The sequence below is a fragment of the Nonomuraea sp. NPDC003201 genome, from assembly GCF_053590415.1.
Genome location: NZ_JBSFTC010000034.1, coordinates 17,233 through 29,606, shown reverse-complemented (window position 1 = coordinate 29,606; position 12,374 = coordinate 17,233). Strand labels below are relative to the sequence as shown.

At 71.3% G+C, this 12,374-nt stretch carries 9 protein-coding genes; 6 read left to right on the top strand and 3 right to left on the bottom strand.

Annotated features, from left to right (window positions below; all coding sequences use genetic code 11):
- The first annotated feature begins 53 nt into the window (after positions 1–53).
- The 5 genes from ACWDX9_RS15985 to ACWDX9_RS15965 are packed head-to-tail and all read left to right on the top strand — an operon-like array spanning position 54 to position 6,830.
- A complete protein-coding gene (locus ACWDX9_RS15985) occupies positions 54–1,037 on the top strand; it encodes an ABC transporter permease (RefSeq protein ID WP_449954048.1) in 984 nt (327 codons plus the stop codon).
- Positions 1,037–1,951 (top strand): ABC transporter permease, encoded by a 915-nt coding sequence (locus ACWDX9_RS15980; RefSeq protein ID WP_449954045.1) that lies wholly within the window; start codon positions 1,037–1,039, stop codon positions 1,949–1,951. Before ACWDX9_RS15985 ends, ACWDX9_RS15980 begins: the two co-directional genes overlap by 1 nt.
- The gene (locus ACWDX9_RS15975; protein WP_449954042.1) at positions 1,948–3,960 is read left to right on the top strand and encodes a dipeptide ABC transporter ATP-binding protein; all 2,013 of its coding nucleotides are present in this window, start codon (positions 1,948–1,950) and stop codon (positions 3,958–3,960) included. Before ACWDX9_RS15980 ends, ACWDX9_RS15975 begins: the two co-directional genes overlap by 4 nt.
- Positions 3,961–3,990: 30 nt before the next feature.
- Complete coding sequence (locus ACWDX9_RS15970) at positions 3,991–5,682, top strand: ABC transporter family substrate-binding protein (RefSeq protein ID WP_449954040.1); 1,692 nt, start codon at positions 3,991–3,993, stop codon at positions 5,680–5,682.
- A 41-nt stretch (positions 5,683–5,723) separates the two neighbouring features.
- Positions 5,724–6,830 (top strand): winged helix DNA-binding domain-containing protein, encoded by a 1,107-nt coding sequence (locus ACWDX9_RS15965; protein ID WP_449954038.1) that lies wholly within the window; start codon positions 5,724–5,726, stop codon positions 6,828–6,830.
- A 27-nt stretch (positions 6,831–6,857) separates the two neighbouring features.
- Here ACWDX9_RS15965 and ACWDX9_RS15960 read toward each other — a convergent pair whose 3' ends face one another.
- Both ACWDX9_RS15960 and ACWDX9_RS15955 read right to left on the bottom strand, forming a co-directional pair.
- Positions 6,858–7,109 carry a hypothetical protein gene (locus tag ACWDX9_RS15960; RefSeq protein ID WP_350739188.1) on the bottom strand — a complete coding sequence of 84 codons (252 nt, stop codon included), beginning with the start codon at positions 7,107–7,109 and terminating at the stop codon, positions 6,858–6,860.
- A 101-nt stretch (positions 7,110–7,210) separates the two neighbouring features.
- A complete protein-coding gene (locus ACWDX9_RS15955) occupies positions 7,211–8,299 on the bottom strand; it encodes an MFS transporter (protein ID WP_449954036.1) in 1,089 nt (362 codons plus the stop codon).
- Between the two features lie 80 nt (positions 8,300–8,379).
- Here ACWDX9_RS15955 and ACWDX9_RS15950 point away from each other — a divergent pair, with 80 nt between their 5' ends.
- Complete coding sequence (locus tag ACWDX9_RS15950) at positions 8,380–8,829, top strand: hypothetical protein (RefSeq protein ID WP_449954033.1); 450 nt, start codon at positions 8,380–8,382, stop codon at positions 8,827–8,829.
- Between the two features lie 22 nt (positions 8,830–8,851).
- On the opposite strand, the gene ACWDX9_RS15945 is transcribed toward ACWDX9_RS15950, so the two are convergent.
- A complete protein-coding gene (locus ACWDX9_RS15945; RefSeq protein WP_449954030.1) occupies positions 8,852–12,319 on the bottom strand; it encodes a protein kinase domain-containing protein in 3,468 nt (1,155 codons plus the stop codon).
- Positions 12,320–12,374 lie beyond the last annotated feature (55 nt).

The following is a 12,374-nucleotide window of genomic DNA, read 5'->3' as shown; positions in this document are numbered from 1 at the left end:
TCACATGGTGTAGCAATATAACTACGTGCGGTGCGCGTCGGAGGGGGAGCGCGATGGCGGGGTTTCTGGCCCGCAGGCTGCTCAACTACGCCGTGCTGGTCGTAGTGGCCGCCAGTCTCGCCTACCTTCTGGCTGCCACGGCTCTGAATCCTCGCTCCAACTACGCGGACCGCACGCCAAAACCTCCGCCTGCCGTCGTGGACGCGCAGCTCACGGCGCTCAACCTCAACGACAAGACGCCGCTGCTGCAGCGCTACGCCACCTGGGCGGGCGGGGTGATGCGCGGCGACTTCGGCAAGTCCGTCGGGGGCGCTCCGGTCAATGAGGATCTCAAGCGGCGCATGGGTGTGACGGCCCGGCTGGTCGTGCTGGGGATGCTGTTCGGGAGCCTGCTCGGGGTGCTGGTGGGCGCCTTCGCGGCGGTCCGGCAGTACGGCTGGTTCGACCGGATCTCGACCGCCCTGTCCTTCGTGGTGCTGGCCGTGCCGGTGGTCGTGCTGGCCAACATGCTGATCCTGGTCGCCGCCTGGGCCAACGAGAACGTGTTCGGCCGCTCGGTGTTCCTGGTCAGCGGCGAGTACACCGACGGGCTGGAGACCGGGTTCTGGGGGCACGTGGTCGACCGGCTGCAACACCTGATCCTGCCGACGATCTCGCTGTCGGTCGGGCTCGTCGCGGTCTTCAGCCGCTACCAGCGCAACATGATGCTCGACGTGCAGGGCGCCGACTTCGTCCGCACCGCCCTGGCCAAGGGGCTGAGCAGGCGCCGGGCGCTCGTCAAGCACGCGCTGCGGACCGCGCTCATCCCGGTCGTGACCTATTTCGCGTTCACGTTCGGGGCGCTGCTGACGGGGGCGACGTTCACCGAGAAGATCTTCGGCTGGCACGGGCTGGGGGAGCAACTGATCAACTCCATCTTCAGCAACGACGTCAACACCGTCGCGGCCATCTCCCTCCTCGCCGCCGTCGCCGTGCTGTGCTCCGCGCTGGTCTCCGACCTGCTGCACGCGGCGCTCGACCCGAGGGTGCGGGCGTGATGACGCTTTCCGACGAGGAGCTCGCCGAGGAGTTGACCGACGGCACGGCGGCCACGGCGCCGTCCCGGCTGCGGGTGGTGGCCGGGCGGTTCTTCCGCTCCTCGCAGGGGCGGATCGGGTTCGCGGTGCTGGCCGCGATGTTCCTGCTGGCGTTCGCGGGGCCGATCTTCTCCAGGTGGACCTACACCGACAAGGACTTCACCGCGTTCATGCAGCCGCCGTCGGCCACCCACTGGTTCGGAACGCTCCAAACAGGCGCTGACGTCTACGCGGTCACGCTGCGCGGCATGCAGAAGTCGCTGGTCGTGGGGCTGCTCGCGGCCCTGATCTCCACGGCGCTGTCGGCCGTGGTGGGCGCGTTCGGGGGCTACTTCCTGGGGTGGACGGACCGGACGCTGAACTGGGTGACCGACCTGCTGCTCGTGCTGCCCGGCTTCCTCATCCTGGCGATCATGTCGCCGCTGTTCGAGGCCGGGCAGTGGCCGCTGTTCGTGGTCATGCTGGCGTTGTTCCTGTGGATGGTCACCTCGAAGATCGTCAGGGGGATGACGATCTCGCTGAAGGAGCGGGAGTTCATCCAGGCCGCCCGCTTCATGGGCGTGTCCCCCGTACGGATCATCTTCCGCCACGTGATCCCCAACCTGTCGTCGCTGCTGATCGTGGACGCCACGCTCAACGTCAGCAGCGCGATCCTCACCGAGACCTCGCTGTCGTACTTCGGGTTCGGCATCCAGCCGCCCGACGTGTCGTTCGGGACGCTCATCGCCGACGGGTCCAGGACGGCGGTCTACGCGCCGTGGACGTTCTGGTTCGTGGCGGGGCTGCTGGTGGTCACCGTGCTCGCGGTCAACCTCATGGGCGACGCGCTGCGTGACGCGTTCGATCCCTCGGCCTCGCGGAGGAGGCGGCGATGAGCCCGGTCCTCGAGGTCACCGACCTCAACGTGTCGTTCGGCGGCGTGCCGGCCGTACGCGGGGTGAGCTACCACGTGGAGCCCGGCGAGGTCCTGGGCATCGTCGGCGAGTCGGGGTCGGGCAAATCGGTCACGTCGGCGGCCGTCATGGGGCTGCTGCCGCCGGGAGCGCGCGTCACCGGGTCCGTACGGCTGCACGGCAAGGAGCTGATCGGGGCCCCCGAGCGGGAGCTGACGTCCTTCCGCGGCAAGACCATCTCGATGGTGTTCCAGGACCCGCTCTCGGCGCTCACCCCCGTCTACCGCGTCGGCGACCAGATCGCCGAGGCGGTGCGCGTGCACCAGCGGGTGAGCAAGGAGACGGCCATGGTCAAGGCCGTCGAGCTGCTGGAGCTCGTGGGCATCCCGCGGCCGGCCGAGCGGGCGCTGGCCTTCCCGCACGAGTTCTCCGGAGGCATGCGGCAGCGCGTGGTGATCGCGATGGCCATCGCCAACGACCCCGACGTGATCATCTGCGACGAGCCGACCACCGCGCTCGACGTCACCATCCAGGCACAGGTGCTGGAGGTGCTGAAGAAGGCGCAGCGGAAGACCGGCGCGGCGATCATCATGATCACGCATGATCTGGGCGTCGTGGCCGGGTTCGCCGACCGGGTGCTGGTCATGTACGCCGGGCGTCCCGTCGAGGTCGGCGACGTGGACGACATCTACTACGGAATGCGGATGCCGTACACGGTGGGCCTGCTCGGCTCGATCCCGCGCGTGGACCGGGGCGCGCGGCAGCCGCTGGCGCCCATCGAGGGCAGCCCGCCCTCCCCCGAGGCGCTGCCGCCGGGGTGCCCGTTCGCGCCGCGCTGCCCGATGAAGATCGACGCCTGCGACGAGGGTGAGCCGCCGCTGTTCGAGGTGGGGGCGGGGCACCGGGCGGCCTGCATCCGCTGGCAGGAGGTACGCCCCCGCGAGCCCGTCCTCGTCCCCGTCGAACCGGGACGGCGCGAGCGCGGCGAGCGCACGGTGCTCGAGGTGCACGGCCTGGTCAAGGAATATCCGCTGCTCAAGGGCGCGATCTTCAAGCGCAGGGTGGGCACGGTGCACGCGGTGGCGGGGGTCGGCTTCGACATCCGGCAGGGCGAGACGCTGGGACTGGTCGGCGAGTCGGGCAGCGGCAAGACGACCACGCTGACGCAGATCCTGGAGCTGGCCGCGCCCCAGAGCGGGCGCATCGTCGTGCTCGGACGCGACACCGCGCGGCTGAGCGGCCCCGAGCGCAAGGCGATCCGGCGCGACATGCAGGTCGTCTTCCAGGATCCGCTGGCCTCGCTCGACCCGCGCATGACGGTGCACGACATCCTGGCCGAGCCGCTGCGTACGCACGGGCGGCGGCGTCCTGGTCGGCGCATCGCTGAGCTGCTCGCCCTGGTCGGGCTCGACGCCTCCCACGCGGCCCGCTACCCGCAGGACTTCTCGGGCGGCCAGCGGCAGCGCATCGGCATCGCCAGGGCGCTGGCCCTGGAGCCCCGGCTGCTGGTGCTGGACGAGCCGGTCTCCGCGCTGGACGTGTCGATCCAGGCCGGGGTGATCAACCTGCTCGGCTCGCTGAAGGCCCGGCTGGAGCTGTCCTACCTGTTCGTGGCGCACGACCTGGCCGTCGTGCGGCACATCGCCGACCGGGTGGCGGTGATGTATCTCGGCAGGATCGCCGAGATCGGCCAGGTGGACGCCGTGTTCGACGCCCCGGCGCACCCGTACACGCAGGCCCTGCTGTCGGCGATCCCGCTGCCCGATCCGGTACGCGAGCGCGCCCGGGAGCGGATCCTGCTCGAAGGCGACCTGCCCAGCCCGGCCAACCCTCCGACGGGCTGCCGATTCCGCACCAGGTGCCCGAAGTTCCGCGGCGAGCTCACCGACGAACAACGCAGGCTCTGCGTGGACGTCGAGCCCGAGGTGCGTCCGTTGGGCGAGGACCAGGGGGCGGCCTGCCATTACGCCGAGAGGCGCGAAGTCGTATAGACCTCGCTCTGACCAGGAGGAATTCTCTCGATGAAAGCATCACGTCTTGTCGTGGCCGCCGTTGTCACGGCCTCGCTGTGCCTGGCGGGCTGCGGCAAGGGCACGGGGAGCGGGCCGGGCCGGCAGAGCGGCGGTGACGAACGTACGATCAAGGCCTACGACATCAACCCGCAGCCGCGCGACAAGGTCAAGGACGGCGGGACACTGCGGTGGGGCATCAACGAGTTCCCCGCGCAGTGGAACAGGAACCACGTCGACGGCAACCTGGCCATGGCCGCCGTGGTCAGCAACGCGCTGCTGCCCTCGCCGTTCCATTCCGACGAGAAGGCGGAGATCTCGGTCGACCGCAACTACGTGCTCGACGCCGAGGTGACCGAACAGCGGCCCAAGCAGGTGGTCACGTACAAGCTGAACCCGAAGGCGAAGTGGTCCGACGGGAAGCCGATCACCTGGGCCGACTACGAGGCCCAGTGGCACGCGCTGAACGGGCGCAACCCCGCCTTCCACATCGCCTCGTCCACCGGCTACCAGGACATCGAGAAGGTGGCGCGGGGGAAGGACGACTTCGAGGTGGTGGTGACGTTCGACAAGCCGTTCGGGGACTGGCAGGCGCTGTTCGGGCCGCTGCTGCCCGCCGCCACCAACCGGACGCCCGAGGCCTTCGACAACGCCTGGCTGAACAAGATCCCGATGACGGCCGGGCCGTTCAGGTTCGGGGGGTTCGACCAGACGGCGAAGACGATCACGATCGTGCGGGACGACTCGTGGTGGGGGAACCGGGCGAAGCTCGACAAGATCATCTATCGGTCGTCGGAGCAGGACTCGCTGATCTCGGCGTTCAGCAACGGGGAGCTCGACCTCATCGACGTGGGGCCGTCGGCGCCCGACTACGCGCGGGCGAAGGGCACGCCGGGGGCGCAGGTGCGGCAGGCGGCCGGCCCCGATTTCCGGCATTTCACCTTTAACGGGTCCAGTGAACTGCTCAAGGACCGCAACGTCCGGCAGGCCGTCCAGCTGGGCATCAGCCGCCAGGCCATCGCGCAGTCGGACCTGCAGGGCCTGGACTGGCCGATCGCCCTGCTGAACAACCACTTCTTCATGAACACCCAGGAGGGCTACCAGGACAACGCCGGGAAGCTCGGGGCGTACGACCCCGGTCAGGCGCGGCGGCTCCTGGACGCGGCCGGGTGGAAGCTGAGCGGCTCGTTCAGGCAGAAGAACGGCAAGGTGCTGGAGCTGCGGTTCGTGGTGCCGTCGGGGGTTCAGATCAGCAAGGCGGAGGGGGAGCTGGCGCAGACCATGCTCGCCCAGATCGGCGTGAAGCTGACCCTTCAGGCCGTGCCGAGCGATGACTTCTTCACCAAGTACGTCATCCCCGGCAACTTCGACATCACGCCCTTCGCGTACATCGGGACGCCTTTCCCGGTTTCCAGCAGTTTCGGGATTTATGCCAATTCCGCCGATGGCAAGACCTGGAACGCGAACTTCGGCCGTACCGGCTCGCCCGCCATCGACCAGGCCATGAACCGCGCCGCCCAGAGCCTCGACCCGGTGCGGGCGCGCGCGGCGGCCAACGAGGCGGATGCGCTGATCTGGCAGGAGGTCAACGTACTGCCGCTCTACCAGCGCCCGCAGAACGTCGCCGCCCGCCAGACGCTGGCCAACGTGGGGGCCCGCGGCTTCTACGTCCTCCGCTACGAGGACATCGGCTTCACCGGCTGACCCGTTCGGAAGTGTCGGCGGCCGGGTGTAGAAGTGGACGCGTGACTACCAAGCTGACCTGGCCGCAGATCCTGGCCTGGCGCCTGCGCAGACAGTTCGTGAGCGAGCCCGACGCGCCCGATCCCGTGGCGGTGGCCCGGCGCCTGTGCGGCGTCCAGGCACAGGTCGCCTCCTCGGCCCAGCTCGCGGTGGCGGTCCGGAGCGACAAGCCCGACCCGGGCGGCATCGACCAGGCCCTGTGGAGCGACCGCACGCTGGTCAAGACGTGGATCATGCGGGGCACCCTCCACCTCCTCCCCGCCGACGAGCTGGCCGACTTCTGCGCGGCCCTGGGCACGTTGCGCTTCTGGGAGAAGGGCTCGTGGCAGCGCGGCCACGGGGTCACCGCCGACGAGATCGCGGCGATCATCGACGCGGTCCCCCGCGCCCTGCGCGACGGGGCACCGGGTGGGCCGGCGCTGACCAGGGAGGAGCTCGTCGACGCCGTGGTGACGGTGACCGGGGACGCTCATCTGCGGGAGGCGCTCACGTCCGGCTGGGGCGCGCTGCTCAAGCCGCTGAGCCGCCTCGGCGAGCTCTGCTACGGCCCGCCCCGCGACGGCAGGGTCACCTTCACCTCCCCGCGCACCTGGCTCGCCGGATGGCCCGCCGCGCTGCCGCCGTACGAGGAGGCCGGCGTACGGGTGGCGCGCGCGTTCCTGGGGGCGCACGGGCCGGCGACGCCGGAGATGTTCGACACGTGGCTGTTCGGCGGCGTGGCGAAGAAGACGGTGCTGAAGGGATGGTTCCGCGACCTGGCGCCCGAGCTGACCGAGGTGGAGACCGACGACGGCCAGCCGCTGCTGGCCCTGACCGAGCACCTCGACGACCTCGCCGCCACCGGCCCGTCGGCCGAGGTCCACCTGCTGCCGGGCTTCGACCAGTACATCCTCGGCGCCCCGCGCGGTCTCGCCCCGCTGATCCCGCCGCCCCTCAAGCCCAAGGTGAGCCGTCAGGCGGGGTGGATCTCCCCCGTGGTCGTTCACGAGGGGCGGGTCGCGGGGGTCTGGGAGGCCAAGAACGGCCACATCACCGTCGATCTCGCCGCCCCGGTCCCCCCGGGTCCCCTTGAGGAGGCCGTCACCCGCATCCGCACCCTGCTCCCGTAACCCGCCCGCGCGCGGAGGCGGGGTGGGTCAGCGGCCGGTGGTGGCCATGATGCGGTCGACGAGGCCCTGGCTGCCTTCCTCGCGCGCACAATGCGCGCAGCAGTACCAGTGCTCGCCCGACTGCACCCCATGCCCGATGACCTTGGTGCCACAGTGCTCGCAGATGGGCGCCATCGCCTCGATCGCACACTGGAAGCAGTCGAAGGTGTGCACAGCTCCCTGCGCATGCACCTCGAACGCCATGTCGTAGTCATTTCCGCAGGTCTCGCAGACAGCCATGGTGATCCCTCCTACAGTCCATTCCGCCGGGGGGATACCCGGTTCTATGGCCTCTCTTCCTCAAAGGCCAACCAATTTCCCCAAATGTCCCTCGAAATCGGTCAGGACCGGGCGAAGCGGGCCACCAGTGGCAGGCCCAGGAGGCCGAGGAGGGCCAGGGCGGAGGGCAGGCCGAGCCATCCGCTCAGAGCCGCGACGAGCAGCGGGCTGATCACGAACCCCGCGTACGAGATCGTCGACACCCCCCACACCAGCGTTCCGCTCGGGTCGTCGGCGGCGGCCCGGCTGAGGAGGGCGGGCACCAGCGGGCCCAGCGCCAGCCCGGTCACCGCGAAGCCCGCCAAGGAGGCGAGCACGGTGCCGCCCAGCCCCGCCAGGGCGATGCCCGCGCCGCCGCCCACCCCCGCCACCAGGTACAACGCCCGCAGCGGCACCCGAGGCAGCGCCTGCACGACGAGGCGCCCGGCCGTCAGCGCCGCCATGTAGACGGACGGCGCGGCGCTCGACACCAGGGGCGCGGCCCCGCGGTGCTCCTCCAGCAGCAGCACCGACCACTGCTCGACCGAGTTCTCGATGACCAGGACGCAGGCCGCCAGCGCCCCCACCACGACCGCGGCACCCCACAGCGCGCGCTTGTCCGGGCCGCCGGACGAGGCGGGCATTCCCTCGCCCGCGGGCAGCGCCAGCACCGTCAGGGACGTGGCGATCACGATCACGGCGATGATCACGAGGACCGTGCCGACGCCCAGGCCCAGGGATCGGGCCAGGCCGGTGGCGGGCGACGCCGCTATGACCGCGACCGGGAAGGCCGCGTGGACGGGCTGGAAGAGGCGGCGGCCGGTCTCGCGCTCGGCGCGCCCCGTGGCCAGGTTCAGGGCGATGTCGAGCGCCCCGCTGGTCGCCCCCACGAGCAGCAGCGCCAGCGCGAGCTGCCAGGGTGTGGCCACCAGCCCGATCCCGGCCACGCTGAACCCGAACAGCGCCGTCGTCACCAGCAGGGCGGTCCGCTCGCTCCCCCGCACCAGCCGCCCGGTCAGCGCCATCGCGGGCAGGGCCCCCACGGGTACGGCGCTCAGCGCGAGTCCCAGGTCCCCCGCCGAGATGCCCAGCTCCAGCTTGATGGCAGGCAGGAGGGCCGACCAGGAGCCCCAGAACACGGCCCAGGCCGCGCACACCGCGATAAGCGGCATTTACCACAACCCCTTGATATTTCGGTCAAGGCACAGTAAAGATCGACGTTGTCCTTATTACCCCTGCCGAAGGGAAGCTCGTGCTCACCCGAACGGTCATCGCGACGGCCTTGGTCGCGGCCGGGATCGTCGCCACCCCCTCCTCCGCGTACGCGGCCACGGCCCGCTACACCCCCGAGCGGGTCTGCGGCCCCGGCTTCCATCGTGTCAAGGACGGCCAGCGGGCGATGAAGACCCGCGAGGGCGCGGTGCTGGGACAGGTGTACCTGATGTACAACAAGGGGAGCGGCAAGAACTGCGTGACCGCCATCAAGAGCGCGTACACGGGCACCCGCACGGTCACCGGCGCCTACCTGGAGGTCAGGGGCGGCGGCCGGGCGGAAGACGTGCAGAAGTACCGCTTCTACGCCGAGACCGGCCACATCGACGGCAAGTGGAAGTGCGTGAAGTACGCCGGCTGGACCCGCGACCCGGACAACCGCGTCGAGGCCTGGGGCGGCCGCAAGACCTGGGGCAACTGCAAGGGCTGAGGTCCCTGGAGGGCGGCGTCCGTCAGGGACAGACGTTCCGGTACGGCACGCCGCCCAGGTACCGGGCCCACTCATCGGCCGACAGCGAACGCCCGGCCCGCGCGCACACCTCCTGCGCGACCCGCTCACTCCGCACGGGGATCGCGTGCAGGGCCTCGTCGGTCCCGGCGTACAACGTCTCCCCGTCCGTGCCGAACGCCAGCGACACCGGGCCGTCCCCCAGCCGGAAGGACCCGCCGAGCCGCCGCCTGGTCTCGACGTCCCAGAGCTGGAGCGCCCCTTTCTCCGTGACGGAGGCCAGGGTCCCGCCGTCGGGTGAGAAGGCCAGCAGGAGGAGGTCGTCGGCGGCCCGGGGCAGGGCGGGGCTCAGCCGGGTCGGCCCGTCCACCGACCACAGCCCGATCCGCCCGGTGGCCGCCTCGTTCACGGCCATGAGCCCGTTCCGGCTGAACTCGATCGCGTTCGTGGCCCCGAACCCGGCCCCCACGGGCTTGCCGGTGCGCAGGTCGACGAACCTGCCGCCGAGCAGCGACGCGTAGGCCGTGCCGCCCGGCAGCAACGGCCCGCCCTGGTACCTGGTGTCGGTCGAGCTCAGCACGCGGCCGTCGGCGGCGTCGAGTACCACTTCCTTCGCCACCGGGTTCTGGGAGAACACGATGTTCGTCACCAGCCGCCGCCCGTCCCGGGTGAAGTGCACGTCGTTGACGGCGCCGGCCGGCTTGGACACCCGCGTCGACCAGAGCTTCGCGAGGGTCCGCACGTCCCAGAGCGCGATCGTGCCGTTGGCGTCCGTGACGGCCAGCCTCGTTCCGTGGAACTCCGCGGGTTCCCCGTCGTCATCGCCGACGGGAAGGCTGCCGGTCTCCTTGCCCGCGCGCGCGTCCCAGATCTGAAGCCGCTTTCCGGCTTGGACCGCCGCCAACGAGCCGTCCGGGCTGAGGAAGACCGAGCCCGGCGTCCCCGTCACGTGCGTACGCGACCGCAGGTCCAGGCTGACGACGGCGTCGTCCACGACGTACCGCAGCGTCGTGCCGTCGGGGTCGAAGGCGACATCCGCCGGCTCACCCTCGGCGCGGTAGCCGAGTACCGGCCGCCGGGTGCGCAGATCCCAGACCTGCACGTCTCTGCCGTGGTAGGCCGCGAGGTGGCGGCCGTCCGGGCTGAAGCGCAGCTTGCTTTCCGATCCGCAGACCTCGCAGGTCAGCGGGTCGCCGAAGGCCCGGCCCGAGGCGACGTCCACGAGCGCGACCTCGGTCCCGTTGCCGCAGGCGAGCGTCCTGCCGTCCTGGCTGAACGCCGCCAGGTCGGGATGCGTCACACAGGCGCGGAAGGGCCGCTCCGCCCGCCAGCCCGGTAGCGAAAGTTGGTCGAAGCGGCCTCCCGGCAGCAGCAGGTGCCGGCCCGAGGGGTCCACGAGCGGGTCGTTCACCGCCACCTCGCCGCGCTGTTCGAAGACGCCCTTGCCGAACCGCCTGCCGGTGGACACGTCGAGCAGGTAATAGATCTCCTGCCTGGCGTACATCAGCGTGAGCGTGGTCTCGTGCTCGCCGAACACGGCGGTGTAGACGCCCTCGAACGCCGGTGGAATGCGCCGTTCGAGGAGCTTCCTGCCGGTCTTCAGGTCCCAGACACCCAGCTCCTCCGTGGAGGTCTCGGCCAGCAGCCGGCCGCTGCGGCTCAGCGCGGGCGTGCCGGTGATCGTCCCGTTCACCTTCATCTCGGGCCAGCTCGCCGTGCGCTCGTGGGTGCGCACGTCGTACACGTTGACCCCGCCCTCGCTGGCGCTGACCAGCGTGCGGCCGTCGCGGCTGAGCAGCCGCTCGGCCGAGCCCTTGACCGGCGGCTCGCGGAAGACGGCCGTCTCCTGCTGCTGCAGCGAGGCGATCAGGCTGGAGCGGGCCTCCGGCTGTGCCGGCGAGACCCGCCAGGCCGCCACGCTGAGCAGCATCGCCAGGGCCGGGTCGGCGGTACGCAGGCGGTCGGCCTCGGCGGCCACCTGCTTGGCGGCGAGGATGTCGCGCTGGCGGGCGGTCTCCTGGCGCTGCTGGACCGCCAGCCCGCCGGCCACCAGCGCCGCCACGAGCAGCAGGGCCAGCGTGACCGTGGTCAGCGTCCGGCGTCTGGCCCGGCGCCTGGTCAGGTCGGTGCCGGCGCGCAGGAAATCGCGTTCGAGCGGGGTCAGCGTGACGTGGCGGCGCCCGGTGGCGGCCCAGCTCAGCGCCTGTTCCAGGCGGCTGCCCTGGAACGCGTCGGCGTCGCGGCGGCCGTTGCCCGCCCAGTGCCGGGCCGCGGCGTTGACGGTGTTCAGCAGGGCCAGGCCGTCGCGGTCGGCGTCCACCCACATGCGCAGCCTCGGCCAGGCGCGCAGCAGGCCGGGACGCGACAGCGCCACCGAGCCGTCCCCGTCGGCGATCACGTACGAGAACGCCTCCAGCACCCGCTTGACCGCCGCCGACTCGCGTTCGGAGCGCCCGTCGAACAGCTCCTCGTACCCGGCTGTCCGCCCCTCCTCGTGCCCGTCCCCGTCCACGGCCACCAGGCGCAGGAACACCTCCGCCGCGACCTCCCGCTCCTCGGGAGCCAGCGACTCGTAGGCGTCCTCCGCGATCGTGCCGAGCGCGGGATCGGCGTGGCCGGGACCGTGCACGTCCCGGGCGGTCCGGCTGCCGGCCGCCAGCAGCCCCATGACGTCGGAGCCGGTCCCGCTGACCAGCGCGAGCAGCAGGTCACGAGCCGCGGGCCGGGCCGCCGGGTCCTTGTCGAGGGCGGCTTCGACCAGCGCGGCCAGCCGCGGGGGCAGCGCGCTCAGGTCGGGCCGGTGCGAGAGCACCCGGTGCATGACGCCGCCCAGGTTCTCGGCGCCGAACGGCTCGTGCCCGGTCGCGGCGAACACCATGACCGCGCCCCACGCGAACACGTCGGCCGGAGTGCCTGCCCGCTGCCCCGTGAACACCTCGGGCGCCATGTACGCCGGCGTGCCCGACACCTCGCCGGTCCTGGTGAGCGACATGTCGATCGTGCGCGCGATGCCGAAGTCGATCACGCGTGGGCCGTCGGGTCCGAGCAGCACGTTGTCCGGTTTGAGGTCGCGGTGCACGACCCCGGCGTCGTGGATCGCGGTCAGCGCCGTCGCCACCGCCGTGGCCAGCCGGTGCAGGTCGTCGCCGCCGAACCGGCGCCCGTCCCGCACGGCCGCGCCCAGGCTCGGCCCCGGCACGTACTCCGAGACCAGGTACGGCTTGCTCCCCTCCAGATCGGTGGCCAGCACGCGAGCCGTGCAGAACGACGACACCCGCCCCGCCGCCGTGGCCTCCTTGGCGAACCGGTCGCGGATCGCGCGGTCGCCGTTCGCGTGCAGCACCTTGACCGCGACCCGTCGGCCGCCGGCGTCGTAGGCGTCGTACACGACACCCTGCCCGCCCGAGCCCAGCCGCCCCGCCAGCCAGTAGTCCCCGATGCGCTGGGGATCCCCCGCTCTCAGCGCTTCCATGGCGGGTTAGATGCCACTTTCTTCGCGGAAGTTGTCACAGCTGGACGGCCCACCC